The sequence below is a fragment of the Halorarius litoreus genome (assembly GCF_024362405.1).
Taxonomy (GTDB): Archaea; Halobacteriota; Halobacteria; order Halobacteriales; family Haloarculaceae; genus Halorarius; species Halorarius litoreus.
In genome coordinates this window covers 2,866,393-2,892,815 of record NZ_CP101454.1, presented here as the reverse complement: position 1 = coordinate 2,892,815, position 26,423 = coordinate 2,866,393, and the positions used below count along the sequence as shown (strand labels likewise).

The following is a 26,423-nucleotide window of genomic DNA, read 5'->3' as shown; positions in this document are numbered from 1 at the left end:
ACTCTGTGTAAGTGATTGGTGTCCCTAAGTCCCAGCCTTCCGGCTCTCGGTGGAGCGACACGAACCTTGTTATCACGTGGCGTGGAACAGCAGACGATGACCGAACGACTCGACGCGTACCACTTCTACGAGCAGGAGTGCGGGAGCTACGACGACCTCTGTGCGACGTTCGAGTGGGAGGTTCCTGAGCGGTTCAACATGGCCGCGTACGTCTGTGACCGTTGGGCCGACGACGAGGAGCGTGTTGCTCTGCATGCGCTCGACGCCGACGGGGACGAAGCCACCTACACCTACGCCGACCTAGCGGCCGTGACGAACCGCCTCGCCAACTACCTCCGTGCACAGGGCGTCGAACGCGGCGACCGCGTCGGCGTGAACGCCCCCCAGTGTCCCGAGACCGTCTTCGCGCACGTCGCCTGCTGGAAACTGGGTGCGGTCTCCGTCCCGCTCAGCACTCTGTTCGGCCCGGATGCCGTCGGGTACCGACTCGCCGACGCGGACGCGGTCGCGGTCGTGGTCGACGAGTCGAACGTCGAGAACGTACGCGAGGCCCGCGCCTCGCTGGACGCGCTCGACACCACGCTCACGGTCGGCGCGGTCGACGACCACCCCGACGAGGTCGACCTCTGGGACGCCATCGACGAGTACAGCGACGAGTTCGAGACGGTCGACACTGACGCCGAAGCCGACGCCATCATCATCTACACCTCCGGAACCACGGGCGACCCGAAGGGGGTCCGCCACGCCCATCGGATGCTCCTGGGTCATCTCCCGCTGTTCCTCACCACCTTCGGGAACATGGAACTCCGCGAGGACGACGTGTTCTGGACACCCGCCGAGTGGGCGTGGATCGCCTCACTGTTCGACGTCGTGATTCCAGGCCTCTACTACGGCAAACCGGTGGTCGCCTACCGTGGCGGCGAGTTCGATCCCGAGGTCGCCTTCGAGGTTATCGACCGCTACTCAGTGACGAACTTCTTCGGCCCGCCGACCGCCCTGCGGATGATGATGCGTGTGGACGACACGGACCAGTTCACGCTCGATTCGGTTCGCGTGGTGGCGGGCGGCGGCGAGTCGCTCGGACAGAGCATCGTCGACTGGGCCGCCGACACGTTCGATGGTGCGGTCGTCCACGAGGGATACGGCCAGACCGAGGCGAACATGCTCGTCGGCGACTGCACCGCCCTGCTGGAGTTCCGCGAGGGGAAAATCGGGAAAGCCGGACCGGGCCACGAGGTAGCAATCGTCGACCCGGAGACGGCCGAAGCGACCGTTCCGTCGGGGGAGGTCGGCGAAATCGCGCTGCGCTACGCGGGGAATCCGGTCTGTTTCAAGGAGTACTGGGGCAAGCCCGAGAAGACCGCTTCGAAGGTGCAGAACGGCTGGCTGCTCACCGAGGACCTCGGGTGGCTCGGCGAAGACGGCTACCTCGTCTTCGAGAGCCGGAAGGACGACGTCATCATCTCCGCCGGCTACCGCATCGGGCCCACCGAAATCGAGGAGTCCCTCTCGGGCCACGCGGCCGTCGCCGACGCCGCCGTCATCGGCGCCCCCGACGACGAGCGCGGCGAGGTTCCCAAGGCGTTCGTCGTGCTCGCCGCTGGCTACGACGCCACGGACGAAACCCGTGCGTCCCTGCGGCAACACGTCCGCGACCGGCTCGCGAAGTACGAGTACCCGCGAGAAATCGCGTTCGTCGACGAACTGCCGAAGACCTCGACGGGGAAGGTCCGGCGCGCCTCACTCAAGGAGCAGGAAGTGCGAGACTAGCGACGAACGACGAACCGGGCGGGTGCGCCGTCGCCGCCGCGAACGTTGATGGGAAAGCCGACGACTTCGGCGCGTTCGCCGGCTAGTGTCTCCGGGAGATAGAGATTCTCCGCGATGAGCGTACCCGCTGGTAACAGGGTCCGGTGGACGGGGTAGGCGTCCCAGTCGTCGGGGCGCATCGAACGCGGGCGGTCGGGGCTCCGAGTGTCGATACCCAGTAGTTTCACCTCTCGGGTGGCGAGCCAGTCGGCCGCCGCTGCTGTGAGCCACGGATAGCGGGCGTACTTGGGGGTGCCGTAGCGGTCGCCCCACCCCGTCCGGACGAGGACGATGTCACCGGGGTCGACCGAGCCCTCGGCAGCGGCGAGCGCGTCGGCGTCGATTGGCTCGGGCGCCTCCGAGTCCACGTCCAACACCACACCCGGCCCCGCGAACCGGTCGAGCGGCAGGTCGTCGATGGTCGGGCCCTCGGGTACGAAGTGCCGTGGTGCGTCGACGTGCGTGCCGGTGTGGGTCGTCGCGCCGTACCACTGGACGTTCACGCCGTCGTCGGCCGCGGTCGCGAGTTCTTCGAACTCCGGTGCAGGTGTCGACCCGTGTTCGGCGCTCGCGTCGAAGGGCTGGCTGCAGTCGACCCACTCCATGTGCTGGCGTGGGGCGCGTGGTGGAAAGCCCTTGCCCGCGGTGGACGAAGGTCGGAGGCAGAGTGGGGAGATAGCCCCTGCCCCTCTCGCCACGCGATGCACGAACGTGTGCATCTCTGCCCACCGACAAAGCAACCTTTACACTCTCGTGTCGTGGTCACACGGGTATGAGCGAGACCGTTCTGCTCGTCGGCGGCGGCGGGCGGGAACACGCCATCGCGAGCGCCGTCGCTGACTCCGAGGCGACGCTGTACGCCTGCGCGTCGAACCGTAACCCCGGCATCGCGGCTCTGGCCGACGGGTTCGAACAGCTCGACGAGACCGACCCGGACGCCGTGGTCGACTACGCGGAATCGGTCGAGGCGACCGTCGCCGTCGTCGGCCCCGAGTCGCCGCTCGCCGAGGGCGTCTCCGACGCGCTCGACGACGCTGGCGTCTACGCGTTCGCCCCGAACTCGGCGGAGGCCCGTATCGAGACGGACAAGAGCTTTCAACGACGGTTCCTCGACGAGCACGGGATCCCGGGGAACCCGGCGTTCGAGGTGTTCGACGACATGGAGTCGGCCTGCGCGTTCATCGACGAGTACGACGGCGACCTCGCGGTGAAGCCTGCCGGCCTCACGGGCGGGAAGGGCGTCCGCGTCATCGGCGACCAGTGTACCGCCGAGGAAGCCAAGGAGTACCTCCGCGACTCCGACTACGACCGCGTCGTCCTCGAGGAGCGACTCGTCGGCGAGGAGTTCACCGTGCAGGCGTTCGTCGCGAACGGCGACGTCCGGCCCGCCCCCGCCGTCCAGGACCACAAGCGTGCCTACGAGGGCGACGAGGGGCCGAACACGGGCGGGATGGGCTCGTACACGGACGCGACCGTCGAACTGCCGTTCATGACGCCCGACGACTACACCGCCGCGGTCGACATCATCCGCGCCGTCGTCGAGGCACTGGACGGGTACAAGGGCATCCTCTACGGCCAGTTCATGCTCACCGCCGTCGGCCCGAAAATCGTCGAGTTCAACGCCCGGTTCGGCGACCCCGAGGCGATGAACACGCTCCCAGTTCTGGAGACGGACTTCGTCGACGTCATCACCGCGGCGCGCGACGGCGAGTCCCTCCCGGAACTCTCGTTCGCCCACCAGGCCACGGTCTGCAAGTACGCCGTCCCCGAGGGCTACCCGACTGACCCGGTATCGGGCGCGAAGGTCGCCATCGACGAGGAGTCGGCCGGCGACGCGCTGCTGTTCTACGCGAGCGTCGACGCCCGCGAGGACGGCATCTACACAACCACCTCCCGGTCGTTCGCCGTCGTGGGCGTCGCCGACAGCATCACCGAGGCCGAGGAAATCGCAGAGGACGCGCTCGCGGCCGCCGGCGAGGAGGGCCTCCGCTCCCGCCACGACATCGGGAAGCCGGACCTCATCCAGCAGCGCATCGACCACATGAACGAACTGCGTGGCGGAACGGAGTGAGACCACGGGACGACGAGCAACGACGGCGGAGCCGCAAGTTCCACGGGCAGTAGCACACCTTACTGTCGGTCGCTGGTCGACCGTTTCTGCCGCTCGTCCGCTCCCGGCCAGCCGCGAGCAGACCGCTCGATAGAGTCGATGAGCGGCGTCTCCAGGTCGGCGTGTCGGAAGCTCGTCGCGACGTTGGCGTCGATGGCGACCGGTTCGTCGTCGACGTAGACGACGTCCACGCCGAGCGCGCGGACTCCCGTCCGCTGGATGAGTCGGCGGATGCCCTCGTCGACCACGGGGTCGACCGTCCCACGACGGAGATACGTCCGGTCGCCGAAGAGCTTCGACTCGACCAGCGTGACGGCCGTGTGGATGTGGTCGCCGTCGTCGACAGCGTAGTACTTGTGATCGATGCCGTCGAACGGGAGCAGCGGCTGATAGAGGTCGCCCTCGCCGTTCAGTTCGGGCGTGTCCTCGACGTCAAAGAACCGTTTGGCGACGTACTCGCCGTCCGGGCAGTCGAGGTGCGTTTCCGGGACCGTGAACCCGACCGCCTCCAGTGCGCCGAGGTGGGAGAGACGGTTGATGAACAACCGCGTGACGGTGGGGTCGTTCCACGTCGCCACACCGAGGCGCTCGGCATCCTCCAGCGCGCGAACCGACTCGAACCGCGGTTTCTTGTTCACGAGGAGGTCGAGGTCGGCGAGTGTGTCCTGCGAGAGCGCGACACCGGGCTCGAAGAACGTCACGCGCAGGCCACGACGCTGGAGCTCTTCGGTGACCTGCTGGAACACCGTGTGCTCCGGCGAGCAGATGAGACCGACGTGCAGTTGCGTTGCGCTCACGTCCGCGACCAGAGGACCGGCGGGGACAAAGCGGTTGTTCCCGCCACCCCCGACTCGACCGATTCCCGCTCGGGTGTTCTATATAGTGAACCCCAGGCTAGATATATATCCGCTAGAGCGGCTACGGTGCTACATCGGACAATGACCGACGCCAACGCGGACGACGGGTCGGGACGCGGGCTCGACGAACGGCTCATCGAGCGGTGTGAGGAGATTCCGGCGACACTCCCACCCGGAAACTACGTCGTCATCGACACGCTCCACTTCTCGAACACGGTCATCGAGTTGCTGGCGAACGGTGCCACGCACGTCCACATCACCGACGAACGCGGCGAGGAGTTCGCCTACCGAGAGTCGAATCCCCGCGCGAAAATCGGTGGGAGCCCCACCGAGAGCTACGAGCCGACCGATGGGTACGACTTCTTCAACTCCCCCAGCTACGTCCAGCGGCTCGACCTCGACGGCCGCCCGGCGAGCATGACGTCCTCGAACGGGGGGCGTGCGGTCGCCAAGCTCCGGGCCGTCGGCAGAGAGAACGTCACGGTCTACGTCGGGTCGACGATGAACGCCGCGGCGCTCGCCGCACACCTCCGGACCCAGGAGGGCGACGTCCACCTCGTGAGCTCGGGGTCGCGCGGTACCGTCGCCGTCGAGGACCACATCGGCGCGACGCTCATCAGCCGCGAACTGGACGGCCTCCCGCTCTCGGAGACCGAGCGCGAGCTGTTTCGGAAGCAGTTGAAGACCGCGAAGGGGGCCGACTACGTCGAGAAGCACGAGGTTCGCCGCCGGGACGTCCTCGACTACGCCATGAACATCAACAGCAGTCGGATCGTCCCCAAGCTCGTCGGCGAGTCGCTCGTGGACATCGCACGGACGGGCGGCGGTGCCGCCACAGAAGGGCAGACGGCGGACTGATTCAGGGCACGACGCTCAGACGGCGCGGCTCTCGGCTTCGGTCCGCGCCTCGACGACGAACGGTCGCAGAACACTACTGTCAGAGACCGTCGCCCGCAGGTCGACGTCGAGCGTCACTCGGTCGGTTGGCTCCCACGGCGTGATGTCGAAGCCGACGCCGAAGGTACCGCGCCAGCCGCCGTCGAACTCGTCGACCACGAACTCGGTCCAGTCGTAGTCGGGTGCCGGACCGAACCGGAACTCGGGGAAGCCGGCTTCGGGGCGGCGCAACGCGACGTTACACGGCGTTCCGTCGGGCGTTCGTGGGCGGAGCCGAAGCCGGTAGTCGAGCAACTGGTCGACACCACCTGAATAGAGCGTTTCCACTCGAGCGGGGCCGTACGCTGGGGAGCCGACCCGGACGGTGACGTTCGCGAGTTGAGAGCGCCCGTCGAAGAACGTGATGTGGGTCTCTCCGATCGACGGCTGCGTCGTGACCTCGTAGCGAGGGCTGACACGGCGCGCGAACGACGTGCACCCGGCGAGCGCAGCCGTGCTCGCGGCACCGGCTGTGGCGAGAAAACGCCGACGGGAGGGCGACGGGGTCATGCCGGTACAGGAACACGTCGGTGGAGATGAACGTATCGTGACTCGCCGGCGCACACCGGGCGGGAACGCACGCCGCTTTTGTCCGTCGGCTCCCTACCTCGGGCAGTGACCGAAGAGGATTCGTCGCCCCCCGACACCCCCGACCTCCCACTCGACGCCTTCTACGACGCGCTGGAGTCGTTCGGGCGCCCGGTCGTCACCGCGAGCGAGGTGGCACGCGACCTCGGCTGCTCGCAGACGGAGGCGCTCGCGGCGCTCGAACAGCTCGCAGCAACGGGCCGAATCCAGTCGGCCGACGTCGAGCGCGACCCGACGGTGTGGTTCCCGAGCGACTACAAGGAGACTGCCGACCGCGAGCGGGTCGTCGTGTTCCCCAAGCGCCGGGAGGTCGTCGTCGACCAGCCGTCGCAGTTCACCCGGGCGCAGCTCTCACAGTTCTCCCATCTGGCGGACGCCAACCGCGAGGAGGGGTACATCTACGAGGTCCGTCAGGAAGACGTCTGGAGCGCGCCGTACGACCAGTTCGAGGGGCTCCAGCGGACGATGCGACAGGCGCTCGGCCAGCGGAGCGAGAACCTCGAAGAGTGGGTCCGCGGCCAGTGGGAGCGCGCCCGGAAGTTCCGGCTCTACACCCACGACGACGGCTACACGGTGCTGGAAGCGAAGAGCGCGGACCTGATGGGAAACATCGCGAAACAGGAACTCGAGGAGGGGCAACTGCGCGCGCTCATCTCCGACACGGAGGCGTGGATCGCCGACGACTCCGTGGCCGACGTGAAGCGAGCGCTCTACGAGGCGGGCTACCCCGTGCTCGACACGCGACATCTGGAGACGGGCGACGACTTGCCCGTCGAACTGCGTGTCGACCTCCGTGACTACCAGCAGGAGTGGGTGAGCCGCTTCATCGAGAAGCGGTCGGGCATTCTGGTTGGGCCGCCGGGTTCCGGCAAGACCGTCGCTGCTATGGGCGTCATGGCCGCCATCGAGGGTGAGACGCTCGTGCTCGTGCCGGGTCGCGAACTCGCGGCCCAGTGGAAGGAGACCATCCTCGAACACACCTCCCTGTCAGCGGAACAGGTCGGCGAGTACCACGGCGGGACGAAGCAGATTCGCCCGGTGACCATCGCCACCTACCAGACTGCGGGGATGGACCGCCACCGCCACCTGTTCGACGACCGGAAGTGGGGGCTCATCGTCTACGACGAGGTCCACCACATTCCAGCGCCCATCCATCGACGGAGCGCCGACCTGCAGGCCAAACACCGGCTCGGGCTGTCGGCGACCCCCATCCGCGAGGACGACAAACAGCAGGAGATCTTCACGCTCATCGGCCCCCCCATCGGAACGAACTGGGCCGCGCTGTTCGACGCCGGCTACGTCGCCGAGCCCGAAATCGAGATCCGGCTGGTGCCGTGGGCCGACGACGACGATGCCGCCGAGTACGGCGACGCGGTCGGCCACGAGAAGCGGAAGGCCGCTGCAGAGAACCCCGCGAAAGTGAGGGAGATACAGGCCATCCTCCACGACCATCCCGGCGCGAAGGCCCTGATATTCGTCGAGTACATCGAGCAGGGTGAAGCCATCGCCGAGGCGCTCTCCGCCCCGTTCGTCTCCGGCGAGATGCCGCACGCCCGCCGTCGCAAGCTGTTCGACGAGTTCCGCAACGGCCCGCGGGAGGTGCTCGTCGTCTCGCGCGTGGGCGACGAGGGCATCGACCTACCCGGCGCGGAGGTCGCCATCGCCGCCTCTGGGCTCGGCGGGAGTCGCCGACAGGGCGCCCAGCGCGCGGGCCGGACGATGCGCCCGGTCGGGAAGGCGCGGATGTACGTGCTCGCGACGCGTGCCACGGAGGAAGAGGACTTCGCGCGCTCGCGAACCCGGCACCTCCAAGGGAAGGGGATCAGAGTGCGAGAGCGGGAGTCCGAGGCGTTCGAGACGCCGACGCCCCGGCCGCTCGACGAGGAGTAGCTTCAAACCCCCTCGCGGGGAAGGGAGTGTCGTGACTGACGACGACGGCGGCACGCGGTTCGACCGGCTGGATCGCCACCCCACCGAGGGGCCACGCAACTCGCTGTGGTCGTGGACCGACGAGAAGCGTGTGGTCGACGTCGTCTACAACTACCTGTTCGTCCTCGTCGCGCGACTCGCGCCCTCCCTCCGCCTCAAGAACTGGGCGCTCCGACGGCTCGGCATCGACGTGGGCACGGGCGTCTCGTGGGGGTTGGAGGCGACACCGGACGTGTTTTGGCCGGAGCGTATCACCCTCGGTGACCACTGTATCGTCGGCTACGACGCGACGCTGCTGTGCCACGAGTTCCTGCAGGACGAGTACCGACTCGGGGACGTGGTCGTCGGCGAGCGAGCGATGATCGGCGCGGGCGCCATCGTACTCCCCGGCGTCGAGATCGGCGCCGACGCACAGGTCGCGGCGAACTCGCTCGTCACCCAAGACGTACCCGCAGGCGAGACGTGGGCGGGCGTCCCGGCCGAGCGGGTTACCCGAGAACAGAATTAGTCGCGGACGACGACGATACCGCTTCGGAACACGCGGTGGTTGGGGACGACGTACTCCTCGCCGTCGTTCTCGATGCGCGTGACGAACGTGTCGACCTCCTGGACGATGCCGCGGTTGCCGTCGACCTCGACACGGTCGCCGATGGCGTACGGCTCGCTGAGCAGGAGGTAGACGCCCGCGGTGGCAGCCATCAGCAGGTCCTTGGTGGCGATGCCGCCGATGAAGAACACCCCGAAGGCGTACGCCGCCAGGAGGACGAGCAGCGCAGTCGTCGCGACGCCGAGCTGGTCGAGCGCGATGAGGACGGCGATGTAGAAGATGGAGTACTTGACGAGCCTCGGGATGAGGTTTATCTCGGGGACCTTCACGCTCTTCAGCTGTTCGCGGAAGTAGAGTTCGGCCTTGTCGCCGGTGATGACGCCGACGATGAGTACGACGATGGCGATGAACACCTGCCGGAGGAAGTCCGTGATGCCCTGTGAGAGCAGCTCGGGGGGGACCGCGTTCACCAGCCGGAGGGCGATGATGACGCCGACCGCGAGGACGAACAGCCCACTCAGATTCGACAGCAAGCCGACGGTAGAGGTGCCGATTCGCTGCGCGTAGCGTTCGAACGGCGTCCCCTCGACGGCCTCGGGGATGTCGAGGCCGTCCAGGAACCGGCGGATGAACCGGCGGGCGAGTAGCCCCGCGACGATGGCGAGCAACAGCACGAGGATACCGACGAACAGCCGGAACTGGTCCGTGAGCAGTCGCTCGAGCGTCTCGAGGAACGGCTGGAGCTGCCCCGCCTGCATCTCAGTACTCCTCCGGGTCGAGTTCGAGGATGAGTTCGCCACCCTGGAAGGCGCGAACGAGCCCGTCGGACTCGGAGAGGACGATACAGACGGCGTTCGTGTCGCGCGTGGTCGCTGCGGCGGCCATGTGGCGCGCGCCGAGCCCCTTCGGGATGTCCGTCCCCTCGGCGCTCGGCTCCAAGTAGCGGTAGGCACTGACGATCTTCCCCGAGTCCGAGATGACGAACGCGCCGTCGAGTCGCGAGAACTCCTTCAGCATCACGTTCACGATGGGGTCGCCGACGTGGACGTGACTCTTCTCGAACGGGTTGTAGCTCAGAGGGCGAGACTTGTTCATCACCTTGCCGGCGTCGCCGACGACGAACAGCGCGCCGACCTGCTTGCCCTTCTGCCCCTTCTTCCCGAGTTCGATGGCGACCTCGAACACGTCGCGGATGACACCCGGGTCGGCACGGGAGTCGGCGAACAGGCCGTAGATGCCCGACCGGGTGAACTCCCCGGCGTTGACGCGCGTCACGGAGTCGATGTTGCTCCCGAACATTTTCGTTGCGCAGGCGACGACGTACTCCTCTTCGAGGTAGCCGTTGTCGAGTGCGCCCTCCAGCCCGAACCGGATGCGCTCGCGGACCTCCGCGAACTCCAGGGGAAGTTCGACGTAGTTCTCGGCGTCGACGCCGTTGTCGGGCGCGATGACGACGACGGGCACTTCGGCCTCGGCGAACGACTCGTAGTAGGAGCCGCTGGGCGAGAACAGACACACCGCGTCGACGTCGTCGACGATACCACCCAACAGCTCCCGGAGGTCGCTCATTACACGTATCACCTCTGCCGACAGGAAAAAGGTTTATGGGCCGTCGTGCGTCCGGCTTGCGCCTGTCACTAGCCGGACCACAGGGCCTGTACTGGCCGACGCACTCGCGGACGTAGGCTTAAGCCACCGCGGTCGAAACAGTCGCGTGTCATGTCAACGGAGGACAATCGTGGCACCGAAATGTACCGGGAGCGCGCCGAGACCGTGGCGGTCGAGGCGGGCGAGGGGCCGGCAGTCGTGTTCGCGCACGGCACGCTGATGGACCGGACGATGTTCCACCCGCAGCTGGGGGCGCTCTCGGACGACTACCGCTGTCTCGCGTACAACCTCCGGGCACGCACGGACAGATGTGCGGACGACTACGACCTCTGGGACCTCGCGGACGACCTCGATGCGCTGTGCGACGCGCTCAACGTCGACTCCTGTGTGCTCGCGGGGATGTCGATGGGCGGGTTCATGGCGCTCCGGTTCGCCCATCGGTATCCCGAGCGCGTCGACGGACTCGTGCTCATCGACTCGCAGGCGACCGCCCACAGCGAGGACGACCAGGAGCAGTACGGCCAGATGATCGAGCAGACGCGCGCGGCCGGCGAGGTACCCGAGGGGCTCGCCGACATCGTGAAGAACCTCCTGTTCGGGCGGACGACCCTCGACGAGAACCCTGAACTCGTCCAGCGGTGGGTCGACCGCTGGTTCACCTACCCCGGGGAAGCGGTCTATCGCGAAACGTCGTCGTGGCTCCACCGGCCCGACTTCACCGAGGAAGTGAGCGACATCGACGTGCCGACGCTCGCAATCCACGGTGAAGAGGACATCTCCATCGAGATGGGGGAAGCCGAAGCCACGGTCGAGGCGATGCCGAACGCGCGGCTCGTGCCGATTCCGGAAGCCGGCCACTCCTCGAACCTGGAGAACCCCGAGGCTGCGAACGCCGCCATCCGTGAGTTCCTCGAGGAGGTGTACTGAGCGAGCACTCGCGCGGCCAGGCGGTACCCGGCTGGTCAGGGCGGCAGGTCGTCGAAGGTCAGTTCCGTCGCCTGCTCCCGGTACTCGTCGATTCGGTCGTCCACCCACGCGCGGACTGCCTCGTTCTCGGTGACCACGACCGCCGTGGGGATGCCGTTCTCGTCGGTCGGGGCCAGCATCGCGGTGTCGTCCGCGATGGCGAGGATGAGTGGGATGGGGCCGTCGTACAGGTATCCCACCATACGCTCGGGATCCCAGTGCTCCCGGACCAGCCGGTTGAGTTCCGGGTCAGACATCCCTCGCTCCATCATGGCGGTCGAGACGACCGTCTCGGCCCGCATCTCGCGCTCGACGAACTCTCGTGCGTTATCCCGGCGTTGCTCGAACGACGCTGGGCCGAGCGTGCCGCCCAGCAGCCGCTTCCGGTCGGCTTCGAGCCACGTCTCCTCCATCCGTCGGATGTGACTGAGCGTGTCGCCCGGCTCGGGCGTCCAGACGGTGGCGTCCGCGAACGCACGCACGTCGAACGCCATCTCGTCGGTCGGGAGTTGCACGAGCACGTCACCGAGCCGCTGGACGGTCTCGACCGTGTCGAGGAGGTCCGTGAACTCCGCGGCAACGAGCGCCCCGGCCGCGGTGAGCGCGTACTCGCCGTTCCGTCGCTCGACCCAGTTGCGGTCCTCGAACGACCCGAGAACGCGTCCGAGCGTGGGTTGGGGAATCTCGGTCTCTGCGTGTAACTCCGGGCGGCTCCGCGCTCCCGGCGCGAGCGTCCGCAACACCTCGACCCGATGGTCGGAGCGGGCGAGGAACGACACGTCGTCGAGGGGCGTCGACGTCATACTGGCAAGTCCTCCGTGGTGAGTTCGGTCGCCCGTTCTCGGTACGCGTCGAGCTGGGCGTCGACCCAGGAACGAACCGTCTCGTTCGTCGATTCGATGACCACCACCGGGGTGTCGTGCTCGTCGGTCGGCGCCAGCACGGCGGTCCCGTCCGCGACCATGAGCAGGAGTGGGATGGGTCCGTCGTACACGTGGAGCCGCACGCGTCCCGATTCGAGCGCCGTCCGCAGGAACCCGAGCGACGCCTCGTCACCCACGTCGAACAGGGGCTCTCGCTGCATCGCCTCGGCCGAGACGATTCCCTCACTGACCCGGTCGCTGTCGAGGAACGCCGCGGCGCGCTGGCGGCGGTCCTCCTCCGGCCCCGGTGCGATAGTCGGCGTCAGGACCCGAATGTGGTCGGTCTGGTACAGCAGTTCCGCCAGACGTGTGACGTGCGTGAGCGCCTCGCCCGGCTCCGGGCTCGTGACGGTGGCGTCCGCGAACGCTCGGATATCGAAGTCCATCTCCTCGGTCGGGAGTAGCTGTATCACCGCCCCCAGATTCTGGACGATCTCGACTGTGTCGAGCAGGTCGTCGAACGCGTCGGCGACGAGCGCCCCGGCCGCGGTGAGCGCGTATCCGTGGCCGTGTCGCTCGACCCAGTTGCGGTCCTCGAAGTCTCCCAGAATCCGCCCGAGCGTTGGCTGTGAAATCCCCGTCTCGTCGTGCAGGTCGGCGCGGGTACGGGGCTCCGACACCAACGTTCGCAACACGTCGACGCGGTGCCCGGACCGGGCGAGGAACGCCACGTCGTCGAGCGGGGCGGTCACGGCGCCAGGTCCTCCGCCGTGACGCGCCGCGCCCGCTCGCGGTAGGCGTCGAGCGTGGCCTCCGCCCACGACCGGACCGCCTCGCTCGTCGTCTCGACGAGGGCGGTGGGGACGCCCTGCTCGTCCGTCGGGGCGAGCATCGTGACGTCCTCCGTGACCGCGAGGACGAACGGTATCGGCTCGTCGTACTCGTAGATGATCGCTCGGCCCGACTCGATGCCGGCACGGACCATCGCGGCCGTCTCGGGGTCCGCTCGCGCCTGGTCGAGTGCCGCCACCGAGTTGATGGATTCGACCTGCCGGTCGCTCGCCTGGAACCGCTCGGCACGGGAGTGGTGGTCTTCCTTCGTGCCGGGCGGGGCAGAGTGAACGAGAATTCTGGCACGGCCGGCACCGAAGAACTGGCTCGTCAGCCGGTCGATCGGGGCGAACACCCCACCGTCTTCCGGCTTCGTGACGGTCGCGTCCGCCAGTTCCCGCAGGTCGAACGCCAGCTCCGCGGTCGGGAGCGCGACGAGCACGTCACCGACTCGCTGGACCGCCGCGACCGTGTCGACCAGGTTCTCGAACGCCTCCGTCAGCAGCGTCCCGCACTCGGTGAGCGCGTACTCACTCCCGCGACGCTCCACCCAGTTCCGATCCTCGAACCCGCCGAGGATGCGCCCCAGCGTCGGCTGGGAGATGCCCGTCGCGTCGTGCAGGACCGGTCGCGTGCGCGGTCCGGTGGCAAGGGTCCGGAGCACCTCGACACGGTGCCCTGACCGGGCGAGGAATTCGACGTCGTCGAGGGGGGTGGGAGTCATACGGACAAATTCTTCCCGTAGAGGAGGCGACGAGACGTATTAAGGATACCTGACACTATGGCGTGACAGGTGCAATCCTCCGTCGACGGACGGACTGCGGCGATTCAGCCGACCGCTACGGCGAGTTTCACGGCGTGAAAATCTGTCAGTCAGCATCATGATGTGCTCGGACAGTGTTATTGACTGGCATGGACCGGGTGGACACTGCCGCGGTCGACCGTCGGCCAGTCGGTAACACGCGAGAGAGACGCTCGTGAGCCTCGAACGTCGTGACCCCCACGACCACCGCGGCTGGATGAAAGACAGGGACGACCTGACGCCCATCGAGACGACGTACCTGACGGTGCTGATGTATCTCGACAAGCGGCTCCGCATCGTCGACTACCTCGAGCTGCTGGAGACGCTCTACTACAAGGTCAACATGCAGATGCCGAAGAGCCACACCGAACAGTACAACCTCGACAACAAGTTCTGGTACTGGTACCCGCTGTACGCTCTCGGCTCCTTTTCGGTCATCGCCTACCTCGTCGCCGCGGTTTCGGGGGCGCTGCTCGGCTTCTACTACTCGCCCGCGGCGACCGGCGACCCCTCGACGGCGTACAACTCCATCGTGTTCATCATGACCGAGCTCCGGTTCGGCTTCTTCCTCCGGAGCCTCCACCGCTGGGCCGCCCAGGTGATGGTCGCGGCCGTCTTCCTCCACATGCTCCGCGTCTACTTCACGGGGGCGTACAAGGAACCGCGAGAGGTGAACTGGATCCTCGGCATCATCCTCATCTCGCTCGTGCTGCTGTTCGGCTACTCCGGCTACATCCTGCCGTGGGACCAGCTCGCGTTCTGGGCCGGCCAGATCGGCGTCGAACTGTTCCTCTCGGTGCCGCTCGCCGGCGAGTGGATCGCCCAGCTGTTGTTCGGCGGGTTCTCGCTCAGTCAGAGCACGCTCCAGCGGATGTACATCTTGCACGTGTTCTTCTTCCCGTTCATCACCACAGCGCTCATCGCCATCCACATCGGCATCGTCTGGATGCAGGGCATCGCGGAGCCCCACTGAGACTCTGCAACGAGTTGCGCGGCGTGAAACTCTTGCAGAAAGCAGCATGATATGACTGGCCAGCCATCTATGTGGTGCGATGACACCCAACACACCGACCGCTGAAACCGCCAACTGGGAGGGTGGTGACTGACGATGGTCCTCGAATCCATCAGCGGGGAGAGCCCGCGCCGCATCGCTCGCATGGCCGGGTTCTACCTCGCGGTCCTCGCGTTCGTGTTCTTCTGGCTGCTGGCGTTCAACTTCGTCCTGTACGCCAGCATCGTCGGATGGTTCGACCCCGTGCTCTCGGACACCGTCCACTTCGTCCACGACATCGCGCTGGCGACGTGGGTGTGGGTCTGGGGCCTGGCGATGGTCGTCCAACTCTACAAGCCGGCGAAGCGCGTCACCGCGATGCAGGTCGCCCTGCTACTCAGCGTCATCGACCTGAGCGTGGGGCTCGTGCTGCGTCCGGCGCTCGAACTCGTCACTCCGGGCCTGGCGTTCACCGGCCCCCAGTTCGACCCGTCGGTCCTGCTGTTCTTCGGGCCGGTGTTCGTCGCCGCGGCACTGCACCCGGCTCGCCGTGAGGTGTTCGAGCTCGGTGGAATCAAGCGAACCGACGTCGACCCGGTGCTGCTCGGACTCGCCGTGCTGGCCGCCGTCCCGGTCGTGCTGTACGTACTCGGGCAGCTGCGATTCCAGATAGTCCTCGGCGACGAACACGCCGAACTCGGCCACTACGGTACGATGACGTACTACGGACTCAGCATGGTCGCGCTCGCCGGCCTCGCCGGCGTCCGGAACCGCGGTCGGCGTGGAGCAGCGTACGGCGCTGGACTGCTCGCCACGATGCTCGCCCTCGCGTCGGTGTTCCAGCCAACGATGTCCGGGCTGGACACCACCTGGTCGGCGCTCGCCGTGCTCTGGGCGCTCGCCGTCGTCGGGGCGTACGAGTGGTCGGTCCGCCGGGACGCGCCGAGTCAGCGCGTCGTCTCCACGGAGAGCCCACGCGCGCCCTCCTGAGTGCGTCACTCTCTGCGGAGGGTGACCGACGGACTGGACCGACAGCGGGAAGGGCCGCCCCCGTCGACGAAGGAGTATGTACGAGGGCGTCCACGCACATCCTGACGGCGACGCCACCGTCTCACGCCTCGCGCTGACGGCCCGCGAGTGCGACTTCGACGGGGTCGTCGTCCGCAACCACGGCGACCGGCAGGCCGACTACGAGGCCGACGGTATCGCGAACGAGTACGGCGTGGACGTCGTCGAGGGCATCGAACTCCGCACCGACGACCGCTCGCAGGCGTCGGGACTCGTCACTCGCTACCGCGAGGAACGGACACTCCTCCTCGTCCACGGCGGTGACACCACCATCAACCGGTTCGCCTGCGAGCAGCCCGAAGTCGACGTGCTGGCGCACCCGATGCGCGGCGACGGCGACGTGAACCACGTGCTCGCGAAGGCCGCCGCCGAGAACGGCGTCCGCTTCGAGTTCGACCTCGGGCCCGTCCTCCGCGACGACGGCGGCTCGCGCGTCAGGGTCATCAAGGGGCTCCGCAAACTCCGCGAACTCGTCGAGACGTACGACGTACCGTACGTCGTGAGCGCCAACCCGACCTCGCATCTCGAGCTTCGAGCCCCGAGAGAACTGGTCGCGGTCGGTGAAGTCGTCGGCTTCGACGCCGAGCAGATCCGCGAGGGCCTCCGTGAGTGGGGCCGACTCGCCGCGCGCAATCGCGACCGCCTGTCCGAGGAGTTCTTGGAGCCGGGGGTTCGACTAGCGCGTGATGAAGAAGAGCGTTGACGAGCACGCCGACCGCTTCGACGAGTTCGCAGGCGAGTACGACGAGACGCAGGACAGCGACGAGTACCGGGCCTGTGCGTCGCTCGTCGTCGACCACGCGCGCGATGGCTTGACGGGCGAGGACACCGTCCTCGACCTCGGCTGCGGGACGGGAGCCATCGGCCTCGCGCTCGCGGACCTCGCCGGGCACGTCGTCGGCCGCGACATCAGCGAGGGGATGATGGCACAGGCGCGCGAGAAGGCTGCCGACGCCGGCCTCGACAACGTCGAGTTCGGCTACGGCGAGTTCCGCGACCCCGACTACGAGGGTGCAGTCGACGTCGTGGTGTCGAACTTCGCGATGCACCACCTCTCGGACGCAGAGAAGCGCGAGGCCATCCAGGTGATAGCCGACCTGAAGCCGCGAAAGTTCGTCCTCGGCGACGTGATGTTCTTCGGCGAGCCCGACCCCTCCGAACCGTTCTACGACCCCGAGGTCGACGACCCGTCGACGGTCGGCCTCCTCGCGGACGCACTCACCGACAACGGGTTCGTGCTGACGGCGGTGGAGATGGTCCACGAGCAGGTCGGGGTGCTGGTGGCGGAGCGTGCGGGATGAAACACCTCCCGAAGCACCTCCGGCCGCGCTGGCGCTACCTCGCCGTCGGGCTCGAGTCGTGGCCGGACGCCCGCATCTCGCGGGGCGACTTCCAGCGTGACCTCTGGTACGCCGCCCAGAACCTGCTGGGCGATGCGGGCAGCGCCGAGGTCGACTGCACGGTGTACGGGTTCGACTTCGAGGACGGTGCTGGCCACGCGGTCGTTCGCGTGCGCCGTGGCGAGGTCGACCGGGCGCGAGCCGCGCTGGCCTGCGTGGACGAGGTGAACGGGCAGCCACTCGGGGTTCGGGTCCGCGGGGTCTCCGGGACCGTGCGTGCGTGTGAGGAAAACTATATACATCGGCCGCAGGTACCCACGGAGGAGAGAAAAGTCGCCTTCGCGGACGCCGAGCGACGTGCCGTCGTGCGGTCCCCCCGCGTCGACGCGCGCGTCGGTGACGGCTTCCTCGGAGGGACGGAACTCGATACATAACGATGCAGGGTCAATCTCAGCAGCAGGCCTACGACCGGGGAATCACCATCTTCTCTCCGGACGGTCGCCTCTACCAAGTCGAGTACGCGCGGGAAGCCGTCAAACGCGGCTCCGCCAGTATCGGTGTTCGAACAGCGGAGGGAGTGGTCCTCGTCGTGGACAAGCGGTCGCGGTCGCCGCTGATGGAGCCCTCCTCGGTCGAGAAACTCCACAAGGCCGACGACCACGTCGGCATCGCGTCGGCAGGGCACGTCGCGGACGCCCGCCAGCTCATCGACTTCGCCCGCCGGCAGGCGCAGGTCAACCAGCTGCGCTACGGCGAGCCCGTGGGCGTCGAGACGCTCACCAAGAACATCACCGACCACATCCAGCAGTACACGCAGGTCGGTGGCGCACGGCCGTTCGGTGTCGCCCTCCTCGTCGGCGGCATCGAGGACGGCGAGCCGCGCCTGTTCGAGACGGACCCGTCGGGGACCCCGTACGAGTGGCAGGCACTCGCCGTCGGCGCGGACCGTGGTGAGATCGACGACTACCTCGAGGAGCACTACGACCCCGAGGCGACGCTCGACGAGGGTGTCGCGCTCGCGCTCGAGGCGCTCGCGTCGGTCAACGACGGCGAACTCGACCCCGAGGGCGTCGGCGTTGCCACCATCGCCGTCGAGACCGAACAGTTCGAGGCGCTCTCCGACGAGGACATCGAAGCGCAGCTCACCGAACACGACCTGCTCGCGAGCGACGAGCCCGCAGACGAGTAACCGTCCGGTCGGCCACGGCTGTCCCGCCCAGCACCGGGCGTCACCCGCTCTCCGCGTCGTTTTGATGGAATTGTCACAATCCGTTAAAGGGTGGGTTGGGCAGCTATGGGTAGATGAGCAACAACGACCCGACGACCGACCTCCCGCGACGCACGTTCCTGAAAGGGGCTGGCGTGGCGGCCGGTGCCGCCCTCCTCGGCACCGGCGCAACCGCCTCGGCGGCGGCCGAGCAGGGGTTCTCGACCGAGTTCGCCAATCCCCGCGTCCGTGAGGTGGCGAAGGTGTGGGCACGCGGCATCCGCGGCCACCCCGAACGGACGCTCGGCATCACCGACACGGGTATCGACGGACGGCACCCCGACCTCGGCCCGTGGAACGGCGTCACGGTCATCGATGGAACCGAAATCGACACCGACGGCGACGGCAACGGCATCACGCTCACCACGCCGGAGGCCCTCGAGAACCGGAGCGTGAGCGTCGCAGAGACGTTCACGAAGGAGGAAGGCAACGTCCGGTTCACTGCACAGGTGCTGCCCGGCGCGTTCGTCGCGACCGGCCAGGCAGCTGAGACCGTCATCGGTGAGTTCACCGTCGGCGGCTCGGACGCGGACGGCAACGCGAGTCCGGCACCGACGCCCGACGCCGACGTGCTCGAAGCCAAACTGTTCTGGGACGGCTACAACCCCGCCGACCAGCCGCTGACCGCGAACTTCAACGACCTCGAACTCCGCATCGACGTTCAGACCGACGACGGGAACTGGACGCCCGTCGCCACAGCGGCCTCGGCGGACATGCCCGAGGTCCTCGAGATCGACCTCGAATCGGGGGCGACCTACCGATACGTCGCCGAGAAGTACACCCAGACCGTCTCGCAGGAGGTGTACGTCGAGGAGACGTTCTCGACGAAGTCCGCCCTCGACGACAGTCTCGGTGCCGACTTCGACCCGTTCGCCGACGGCGCGAAACTGGTCGGCTGGCACGACGCCGGCGCCCGCTACAACACGTTCGCCAAGCCGCGCGACCCGAACGGACACGGAAGCCACTGTTCGTCCATCATGGCCGGCTCCGGCCGTGCCTCGGCGGTCGACCACTCGACGCTCACCGTCGAGGAGCCGAACGCCGTGCTCGCGGCGGGCGATTTCCGCGACTACCCCGTCACGGTCGAGGGCGGAACGGGCGTCTTCATCTCCGCGCTCGGTGACGGCATCGAGGTGACCATCGAGGGCCCCGACGGCCGGACCCTCGAGGACGGCGTCCCGAACGTCGCCGCGGGCGAGGCAGGTCTCCCGAGCGACCTCTCGCTGGAGGACAGCGCGGTCGCAGAGGTCGCCGTACCGCCGGGGGAGGGCGGCACGTACACCTGCTACGTCCACCCGGTCGGCGAGTCGACGGCCTCTGCGGGCCGCGTCGAGAAAGTCGCGGTGGGGACGTTCCGCGACCCCGCGACCGTCGAGGCGGACGGCGCCGTCGAGAACGGCGACCTGCTCGGCGACGTCTCGTTGCACTCCGGTGTCGCGCCCAACGCCCGGCTGTTCGGGCTGCAGGGGCTCGCGAGTCCGCTCCCGTTCCTCGCGTCGAGCGGCCACGAACTCGCCGAGACGTTCGGCATCCGCTCGGTCAACATGTCGTGGGGGCCGGGCGACCCGGTCGTCGGCCTCGCGACGCCACCGTTCGGTGCCGCCGGCGGTGCCCTCTCTGACCGCGGCCAGACCATCAAGCAGATCGCCGAGAACGGTATTCTCAGTGTGGCTGCGGCGGGCAACTCCTTCACGCCTGGACAGTCGGCGTTCCCGGCGCTCGCTGACGAGGCCATCTCGGTGGCGGCGACCGGTCCGCTCGACGGCCTCACCTCGTACTCCTCGGGCGGCGCGCCGACCGTCGACGACGACAGCCAGCGGCAGTATATCAAGCCGGACGTGACCGCGCCCGGTGGCTACCTCACGGACACCGTGAAGGCCGCGAAAGCGAAGATCGACACGTACGACGACGACGAGTTCGTGCAGGACTACACCGGGAAGGCTGGCACGTCGATGGCGACGCCGTACACGAACGGCGTCGTCGGTCTCGTCGCCGAGGCGATGGAGTTCGACCTCCCCGAGTTCCGCGACGGCGAGGAGCGCCGTCCCGCGGGGGTCACGCTCCCCGAGCCGAGCGAGACCGACCTCGCGGACGTGATGCGGCTCAAGTCGGTCATCTGCGCGACCGCCACGGAGACGGCGTTCACCGCGGCGCCGTACCACCGAGCGCACGCTCCCACCTACGGCTTCGGCGAGAAGGACGTCTACGAGGGGTACGGTCGCGTGAACCCCGACGCGGCGGTCGACGCCGTCACGCGGGAACTCGTCGACCTCTCGACCGCGCAGCCGAACCAGACGTACACGAACACCGTCTCGGGCGCGGTCGGGTTGAACGTCCCCGAGGACTCGCGGGCGCTCGCCGGCTTCGTCGACGCGCCGAAGGGCAGCCTCGACGTGTCGGTGTCGGTGTCGCACCTCTCCGGCGGCAACAAGGGGATGGCGAAGGGGTCGCCTCACGTCGACCTGTTCGTCTACGACATCGCGAACCCGAGCGAGGGTGGCGAGCCGACGGTCGCTGCGAAGGCGCAGGGTCTACAGGGCTCGGCGTCGGTCTCGGTGTCGGTCGCGGAGCCGAGCGCGTACGTCGTCGTCGCCAAACTCGTGAACGTGCCGGGCGTCGTCAACGGCTACGACGTGCAGGCGCACCTCGACCTCGAGACGTCGGTGACCGTCGCGGACCTCCCCACGTTCACCGTCGTCGGCTCCCGACAGGACGACGGCGACGTGTTCCGCGGTGGCCAGACCGACCAGGTCGACATCACGGTCGACGAACTGGACGACGGCGTCGACTCGGTCACCGTCTACGACGTCATCCCCGACTCGTGGACCGTCGTCGGCGGTGACGGCACCGAGGTCGGGCAGCAGGACGGCGACGTGTCGGTCCCCGACGGCCGGACGCTCGTGAAACTCGGGACCGTCAACCGCTCGGAAGTGATGGACCTCGGCGACACCAGCCGGTCGAAGACGTTCACCTACTTCGTCAAGGCGGGAGACAGTCCCGGCCAGTTCACGCTCGGGCCGGCGCGCGCCGACATGGGCTCTGGCGCGGCATCGAGCTACTCGAACGAGGTCGCGACGTTCGGCGGCACCGACGAGAACGTCGTCGTGGGAACCTCCCCCGACAGCGGGTCGACGGGCTCGACGAGCACCGACACGACGACCGGAACCACGGCCACCGACGCCGGCTCGACGGACACCGGACTCGACACCGGCACCGACCTGCTGTAGTCGGGGACGTAAACACCTTTTAGGTCCGCCTTCGCGTACCGGGGCGTATGATATCACTCGACGAGGCGGTGACGGCCCGGTTGGAGTCGCACGGACAGCGGTTCGAGGTGCTCGTCGACCCGGACGCGGCGCTGGCCATCAAGCGCGGCGAGTTCGACGGCGAACTGGAGGACGTCATCGCGGCCGAGGACGTCTTCGAGGACGCGTCTAGTGGGGACCGCCCCCCTGAAAGCTCTCTGAAGGAGGTGTTCGACACGACGGACCCGCTCGAGATCATCCCCGAGGTCATCAAGCGCGGGGAGATCCAGATTACCTCGGAGCAACGACGCGAGATGCAGGAGCAGAAGCGGCGCCAGCTCATCAACATCATCGCGCGCAACGCCGTGAACCCGCAGATGGACGACGCGCCCCACCCACCAGAGCGCATCGAGCGTGCGCTGGAGGAGGCGGGGTTCCGCGTCGACCCGATGGAGCAGGTCGAGACGCAGGTCGACGACGCACTGGAGGCGCTCCGGCCCGTCCTTCCCATCCGGTTCGAGGAACTCGTCGTGGCGGCGCGACTTCCGCCGGAGTACGCAGGCAAGGGACAGTCACGGGTCCGCGAGTTCGGCGAACTCCAGCGCGAGGAGTGGCAGAACGACGGCTCGTGGGTCGGCGTCGTGAAGTTCCCCGCCGGGATGCAGAACGACTTCTACGAGCTGGTCAACGAGGTGTCGAGCGGCGAAGCCGAGACGACGGTCATCAAAGACGAGGACGACATCGGGACGCGGTGAGGCCGTGGTCGACGTCCTGACGGTCGTCGCCCTCGCGCTCGTCGGACTCACACTCGCGAGCTACGTCTACCGCTGGCGCGAGAGTACGCGCGACAGTCGGGTCGGCGACGGCCTGTTTCTGGTTGGCGTCGCCCTCGTGCTGTTCGCCGACGAGGTTCTCTCGGCGCAGGCGGTAGACGTGGCCGTCGCCGTCGGGGGAGTGCTGCTCGTCGCCGGACTTGGAGTAAAAGTCATCAGGCCGTTCACACCCGCACGAACGGAGTGACGGCGATTCCCGTAGTTATCCGCGCTTGAAGCCCAGCAGGAAGCCGCCGGTGAACCCCGCCGACACCGAGAGCGTCGAGAGGATGGTCTGGAGCCACGACGGCGGTGCGCCCGTCGCGGCGTCCTGGCTCGCCCGGACGAGGCCGGCGGTCAACTGCTCCCAGTCGACCGTGAGGATGCCGCGTGACTCGAGGAACTTGAACAGCGCGAGCTCGAGGCCGACGAGGATGGCGATGACCTTCGCGACCTTCTTGGCCGCGAAGCCGATGATGCCTCCGATGACGGCCCCGGAGCCGAACTCGATGCCGAGTTGCTGGAAGTTCAGTTCGATGGCCATACCCGCAACGCGCAATCCGACGACAAGACTCTTGTGGCGATTCCGCCGTCCGACTCGCCCGGTCGGTGACGCGCAGGAGGGGGGGCGACCACCACCGTTCTTCCGTCGCGGCGACGAAGTACGGAGAAGTGAGCATCCAGAGCTTCGTGGCTCTCGTCCGGACGGTGACGGCGGCGGCAAGGGAGGAGCGGATATCGGTCGCCGCCGCCGGGATGAGTTTCCACGCGGTCAACGCGCTCGTCCCGCTCGTGCTGTTCGTCCTGGTGTCGGCGTCGGCGTTCGATCGGCTCGCGACGGTGGGGCGAATCGTCGAGTTGCTCGCGGGACCGAACGCCGCGCAGGTCGAGTCGTTACTCCGGTCGGTGACTCGCCAGACGTCGGGGCGGACGCTCGCAGTCGCCATCGCGCTCGGCATCCTTCTGTGGAGCGCTCTCCAGTTGTTCAGCGTGGCGAACCAGACGTTCTCGACGGTATACGGTGGCCGGGGCGACCGGTCGCTGGCCAGTCGCCTCCGCGACGTCCTGTTGACGTTCGCCACCGTCGTGGGCGGCGTGGGACTCGCAGTCGTTCTCGGCGTGACGCTGACGTTCGCGCTGAAGGGGTTCGCCGTGGCGGTGCTGACCCCCGTCGCGCTGGTTGTGGTGCTGACGCTGCTGTTCCTCCCCATGTACTACATCTTCCCCGACGCGGAGATGAGTCTGCGGCTCGCGCTTCCGGGGGCGCTGTTCGCCGCGACGGCGTGGACGCTGACGGGGCTAGGGCTCCGCACCTACGCCAGCGTCTCGACGAGCGTGCAGCTGTACGGCGTTGTCGGGGGCGTGCTGTTGCTGTTGACCTGGCTGTACGTCGGCGGGTTCGTCCTCATGATCGGCGTCGTTATCAACGCGGTCCGCGGGGGACACGTCGACACCGACACCCAGTGGCTACCCGGTGACGACCCTGCCGGGGGAGCCCCCGGCCAGAGGCTTAAATAGGACCCTCCCGTAGTTCCCGGCGAGTGACGGCGAACCAGCACGGTGGGACGGTGGTCGTCGCGAAGCGCGCAGATTCCGACCCGGTCGACACGGCGGAGATACGCGAACTCGCGGGGGCTGCCGGCTACCACGTGGCCGCGGCGGTCACACAGACACGCAAGGAGGACCCGGCGTACTGCCTGGGAGAGGGGAAAGTCGAGGAGCTGGCCGAGGCCGTAATCGAGGCTGACGCCACAGCAGTCGTCTTCGACAACCGACTGGGCCCGTACCAGACGTTCAACATCGGGAACAAACTCCCGTCGGGCGTCGAGGTCATCGACCGCTTCAGACTCATCCTCGAGATATTCGGCCAGCGTGCCCAGACCAAGAAGGCGCAGCTGCAGGTCGAACTCGCCGAGCTGCGCTACGAACTGCCGCGCGCGGAGGCGAAGGCCTCGCTCGCCAAGCGGGACGAGCGCCCCGGCTTCATGGGGCTCGGCGAGTACGACGAGTCGCGCGAGCGCGACATCAAGAAGCAGATCTCGCGGATTCGCGACGAACTCGAAGCCATCGAGGACACCGAGGAGCATCGGCGCGAACAGCGTCGCGAATCGGGCTTCGACCTCGTGGCGCTCGCCGGCTACACGAACGCCGGGAAGTCGACGCTCCTTCGCCGGCTCGCCGACGACCTCGACGTCGACGAGAACGAGGGGCGCCACCCGGACCTCGACACGACCGCCGAGAGCGAGAACCGGCTGTTCACGACGCTCGGGACGACCACCCGGCGCGCGGAGATGGGCCGACGCGACGTGCTCGTGACGGACACGGTCGGGTTCATCTCCGACCTGCCACACTGGCTCGTCGAGTCGTTCAAGTCCACGCTCTCGGAGGTGTACCGCGCCGACCTCGTGTTGCTCGTCGTCGACGTCTCCGACCCGGTCGAGGAGATCAGAGAAAAGCTCGTGACGTGTCACGACACCCTCTACGAACGCAACGAGGCGCCCATCGTCACGGTGTTGAACAAGATCGACAAAGTGAGCGACGAGGAACTCGCGGAGAAGCGCGCGGCGCTCTCGGCGCTCGCGCCGGCACCGGTCGCCATCAGCGCCCAGGAGGGCATCGACATCGACACGCTCCGTGAGCGCGTCGACACCGAGCTCCCCGACTACCAGCACGAGCGGCTCGTCCTCCCGATGACCGACGAGACGATGAGTCTCGTCTCGTGGGTTCACGACCACGCGTGGGTCGAGGACGTGGACTACGGCGACCAGGTGGTAATCGAGTTCGAGGCCCGCCCCGCCGTCGTCGAGCAGTCGCGGGCGAAGGCCGCGGACCTCGTCGCCGCCGCCGAGTAACGGCTCGCAGGAACGTTTTTTCTGGGCAGTAGATTTAGGGGGAAAATCTTTCACCCAACAGTGTGAGGAGACTTACCATGGGTGGGACAGTGCTCGACGAGGTAGACCGTCGTATCGTCCACGCGCTCCAGCGCGACGCACGGAACTCCACGACGACGGCGCTCGCTGAGGAGCTCGGGGTCGCTGCGAGTACCGTCAGCAACCGAATCGCACAGCTGGAAGACGACGGGATCGTCACCGGCTACCACGCGACTATCGACTACGAGCGGGCTGGCCTCCCGCTGCACGTGCTCGTGACGGGAACGGCTCCCATTACAGACCGAGCGCGGATCTGCCGAGAAGCGCTGACCATCCCGGGGGTGGTGAGCGTCCGGGAGCTGATGTCCGGGGAGCAGAACGTCGAGGTCGAGGCCGTCGCCCGGTCGAGCGACGAGCACACGCGAATCGCCAGTGAACTCGTCAGCATCGGGCTACGGATCCACGAAGAGCGGATGATTCGAATGCATCACCAGGGGTCGCTGTCGACGCTTGTCGAGGAACCCCCATCCAGTCAGAGTAGTGATCAGTAGTTCGAACCCTCCCCCACCCGCTATATAGCGGCCGAAACATTCGTAACGACTCTTCGGAGTCTGTCAATAATGCTTATCTACGCGTGAGAATCACATGCACATAGGTGCACGGATGTATACTGACCCAGCACGGACAGGTGACGTGTCGGTCGACCGCCTGTTGGAGCTGCTGGCCGATCGGCGACGTCGACACGTCCTCCGAACCCTCGCGGACGAACCCGGCGAGACGATGACGATTCGAGAGCTCCGACAGTCACTGTGCCGTGACTCCGACCTGTCCGAGCGACAGCTCCAGCAGGAACTCCACCACCGGCACCTCCCGGCGCTCTCCGAAGTGGGGCTGATAACCGTCGACGACGACGTCGTCCGGTATCGGTCCGACCACCGAGCCGAGCGGCTCCTCGCGACCATCGACGCGATAACCTGACCGACG

Annotated in this window: 28 protein-coding genes; 19 read left to right on the top strand and 9 right to left on the bottom strand. The window is 67.5% G+C overall.

Features of this window, described 5'->3' with window-relative positions; all coding sequences use genetic code 11:
• Positions 1–96: 96 nt before the first annotated feature.
• On the top strand, positions 97–1,770 hold the full coding sequence (locus NL126_RS15225; RefSeq protein WP_255195735.1) for an acetate--CoA ligase: 1,674 nt from the start codon (positions 97–99) through the stop codon (positions 1,768–1,770).
• Here NL126_RS15225 and NL126_RS15220 read toward each other — a convergent pair.
• Positions 1,767–2,414: a cyclase family protein gene (locus NL126_RS15220; RefSeq protein WP_255195734.1), complete on the bottom strand. Its 648-nt coding sequence runs from the start codon at positions 2,412–2,414 to the stop codon at positions 1,767–1,769. The two genes, NL126_RS15225 and NL126_RS15220, sit on opposite strands and share 4 nt — an antisense overlap.
• Before the next feature lie 167 nt (positions 2,415–2,581).
• On the opposite strand from NL126_RS15220, the gene purD reads away from it, so the two are divergent.
• Positions 2,582–3,880 carry a phosphoribosylamine--glycine ligase gene (gene purD / locus NL126_RS15215; protein ID WP_255195733.1) on the top strand — a complete coding sequence of 433 codons (1,299 nt, stop codon included), beginning with the start codon at positions 2,582–2,584 and terminating at the stop codon, positions 3,878–3,880.
• A gap of 59 nt (positions 3,881–3,939) precedes the next feature.
• Here the strand turns inward: purD and NL126_RS15210 are convergent, their stop codons facing one another.
• Positions 3,940–4,716 carry an ATP-grasp domain-containing protein gene (locus NL126_RS15210; RefSeq protein WP_255195732.1) on the bottom strand — a complete coding sequence of 259 codons (777 nt, stop codon included), beginning with the start codon at positions 4,714–4,716 and terminating at the stop codon, positions 3,940–3,942.
• 141 nt (positions 4,717–4,857) lie between these two features.
• Between NL126_RS15210 and NL126_RS15205 the strand changes: the two genes are divergently transcribed.
• A complete protein-coding gene (locus NL126_RS15205; protein WP_255195731.1) occupies positions 4,858–5,634 on the top strand; it encodes a 2-phosphosulfolactate phosphatase in 777 nt (258 codons plus the stop codon).
• A gap of 15 nt (positions 5,635–5,649) precedes the next feature.
• Here NL126_RS15205 and NL126_RS15200 read toward each other — a convergent pair whose 3' ends face one another.
• Entirely contained in the window at positions 5,650–6,222 is a 573-nt protein-coding gene (locus tag NL126_RS15200; RefSeq protein ID WP_255195730.1) for a DUF8121 family protein, read from the bottom strand.
• A 105-nt stretch (positions 6,223–6,327) separates the two neighbouring features.
• On the opposite strand from NL126_RS15200, the gene NL126_RS15195 reads away from it, so the two are divergent.
• Both NL126_RS15195 and NL126_RS15190 read left to right on the top strand, forming a co-directional pair.
• A complete protein-coding gene (locus tag NL126_RS15195; protein ID WP_255195729.1) occupies positions 6,328–8,190 on the top strand; it encodes a DEAD/DEAH box helicase in 1,863 nt (620 codons plus the stop codon).
• 31 nt (positions 8,191–8,221) lie between these two features.
• A complete protein-coding gene (locus NL126_RS15190; RefSeq protein ID WP_255195728.1) occupies positions 8,222–8,737 on the top strand; it encodes an acyltransferase in 516 nt (171 codons plus the stop codon).
• On the opposite strand, the gene NL126_RS15185 is transcribed toward NL126_RS15190, so the two are convergent.
• On the bottom strand, positions 8,734–9,534 hold the full coding sequence (locus tag NL126_RS15185; protein WP_255195727.1) for a mechanosensitive ion channel domain-containing protein: 801 nt from the start codon (positions 9,532–9,534) through the stop codon (positions 8,734–8,736). The genes NL126_RS15190 and NL126_RS15185 overlap by 4 nt on opposite strands.
• Position 9,535: 1 nt before the next feature.
• On the bottom strand, positions 9,536–10,345 hold the full coding sequence (gene dacZ, locus NL126_RS15180; protein ID WP_255195726.1) for a diadenylate cyclase DacZ: 810 nt from the start codon (positions 10,343–10,345) through the stop codon (positions 9,536–9,538).
• A gap of 150 nt (positions 10,346–10,495) precedes the next feature.
• Here dacZ and NL126_RS15175 point away from each other — a divergent pair, with 150 nt between their 5' ends.
• Positions 10,496–11,311, top strand: coding sequence for an alpha/beta fold hydrolase (locus NL126_RS15175; RefSeq protein ID WP_255195725.1), 816 nt, complete (start codon positions 10,496–10,498; stop codon positions 11,309–11,311).
• A 35-nt stretch (positions 11,312–11,346) separates the two neighbouring features.
• On the opposite strand, the gene NL126_RS15170 is transcribed toward NL126_RS15175, so the two are convergent.
• Genes NL126_RS15170 through NL126_RS15160 form a run of 3 tightly spaced genes read right to left on the bottom strand, consistent with a single transcriptional unit; the run spans position 11,347 to position 13,768 of the window.
• Entirely contained in the window at positions 11,347–12,153 is an 807-nt protein-coding gene (locus NL126_RS15170; RefSeq protein ID WP_255195724.1) for a helix-turn-helix transcriptional regulator, read from the bottom strand.
• Positions 12,150–12,965: a helix-turn-helix transcriptional regulator gene (locus NL126_RS15165; RefSeq protein WP_255195723.1), complete on the bottom strand. Its 816-nt coding sequence runs from the start codon at positions 12,963–12,965 to the stop codon at positions 12,150–12,152. The genes NL126_RS15170 and NL126_RS15165 overlap by 4 nt, the downstream gene beginning before the upstream one ends.
• Positions 12,962–13,768, bottom strand: coding sequence for a helix-turn-helix transcriptional regulator (locus NL126_RS15160; protein ID WP_255195722.1), 807 nt, complete (start codon positions 13,766–13,768; stop codon positions 12,962–12,964). Before NL126_RS15160 ends, NL126_RS15165 begins: the two co-directional genes overlap by 4 nt.
• A gap of 253 nt (positions 13,769–14,021) precedes the next feature.
• On the opposite strand from NL126_RS15160, the gene NL126_RS15155 reads away from it, so the two are divergent.
• The 9 genes from NL126_RS15155 (at position 14,022) to NL126_RS15115 (ending at position 22,777) form a co-directional block, all read left to right on the top strand.
• A complete protein-coding gene (locus NL126_RS15155) occupies positions 14,022–14,819 on the top strand; it encodes a cytochrome b (RefSeq protein WP_255195721.1) in 798 nt (265 codons plus the stop codon).
• Between the two features lie 135 nt (positions 14,820–14,954).
• Complete coding sequence (locus tag NL126_RS15150; protein ID WP_255195720.1) at positions 14,955–15,827, top strand: hypothetical protein; 873 nt, start codon at positions 14,955–14,957, stop codon at positions 15,825–15,827.
• 76 nt (positions 15,828–15,903) lie between these two features.
• Positions 15,904–16,608 carry an RNase P subunit p30 family protein gene (locus NL126_RS15145; protein ID WP_255195719.1) on the top strand — a complete coding sequence of 235 codons (705 nt, stop codon included), beginning with the start codon at positions 15,904–15,906 and terminating at the stop codon, positions 16,606–16,608.
• Entirely contained in the window at positions 16,592–17,206 is a 615-nt protein-coding gene (locus NL126_RS15140; protein ID WP_255195718.1) for a class I SAM-dependent methyltransferase, read from the top strand. The genes NL126_RS15145 and NL126_RS15140 overlap by 17 nt, the downstream gene beginning before the upstream one ends.
• Entirely contained in the window at positions 17,203–17,679 is a 477-nt protein-coding gene (locus NL126_RS15135; protein ID WP_255195717.1) for an Rpp14/Pop5 family protein, read from the top strand. The genes NL126_RS15140 and NL126_RS15135 overlap by 4 nt, the downstream gene beginning before the upstream one ends.
• A 2-nt stretch (positions 17,680–17,681) precedes the next feature.
• Positions 17,682–18,434, top strand: a complete 753-nt coding sequence (gene psmA, locus NL126_RS15130; protein WP_255195716.1) for an archaeal proteasome endopeptidase complex subunit alpha — start codon at positions 17,682–17,684, stop codon at positions 18,432–18,434.
• Positions 18,435–18,547: 113 nt separating this feature from the next.
• Positions 18,548–21,739: a S8 family serine peptidase gene (locus tag NL126_RS15125; RefSeq protein ID WP_255195715.1), complete on the top strand. Its 3,192-nt coding sequence runs from the start codon at positions 18,548–18,550 to the stop codon at positions 21,737–21,739.
• A gap of 47 nt (positions 21,740–21,786) precedes the next feature.
• Positions 21,787–22,512, top strand: coding sequence for a ribosome assembly factor SBDS (locus tag NL126_RS15120; RefSeq protein ID WP_255195714.1), 726 nt, complete (start codon positions 21,787–21,789; stop codon positions 22,510–22,512).
• Positions 22,513–22,516: 4 nt separating this feature from the next.
• Positions 22,517–22,777 carry a hypothetical protein gene (locus NL126_RS15115; protein ID WP_255195713.1) on the top strand — a complete coding sequence of 87 codons (261 nt, stop codon included), beginning with the start codon at positions 22,517–22,519 and terminating at the stop codon, positions 22,775–22,777.
• Between the two features lie 15 nt (positions 22,778–22,792).
• On the opposite strand, the gene NL126_RS15110 is transcribed toward NL126_RS15115, so the two are convergent.
• Entirely contained in the window at positions 22,793–23,113 is a 321-nt protein-coding gene (locus tag NL126_RS15110; protein ID WP_255195712.1) for an FUN14 domain-containing protein, read from the bottom strand.
• Between the two features lie 65 nt (positions 23,114–23,178).
• On the opposite strand from NL126_RS15110, the gene NL126_RS15105 reads away from it, so the two are divergent.
• The 4 genes from NL126_RS15105 (at position 23,179) to NL126_RS15090 (ending at position 26,417) form a co-directional block, all read left to right on the top strand.
• Positions 23,179–24,087 carry a YihY/virulence factor BrkB family protein gene (locus NL126_RS15105; protein WP_255195711.1) on the top strand — a complete coding sequence of 303 codons (909 nt, stop codon included), beginning with the start codon at positions 23,179–23,181 and terminating at the stop codon, positions 24,085–24,087.
• A gap of 50 nt (positions 24,088–24,137) precedes the next feature.
• Positions 24,138–25,421, top strand: coding sequence for a GTPase HflX (hflX, locus tag NL126_RS15100; protein WP_491536957.1), 1,284 nt, complete (start codon positions 24,138–24,140; stop codon positions 25,419–25,421).
• A gap of 77 nt (positions 25,422–25,498) precedes the next feature.
• Entirely contained in the window at positions 25,499–25,990 is a 492-nt protein-coding gene (locus NL126_RS15095) for an Lrp/AsnC family transcriptional regulator (protein WP_255195709.1), read from the top strand.
• A gap of 142 nt (positions 25,991–26,132) precedes the next feature.
• The gene (locus tag NL126_RS15090; protein WP_255195708.1) at positions 26,133–26,417 is read left to right on the top strand and encodes a DUF7344 domain-containing protein; all 285 of its coding nucleotides are present in this window, start codon (positions 26,133–26,135) and stop codon (positions 26,415–26,417) included.
• Positions 26,418–26,423: the final 6 nt, after the last annotated feature.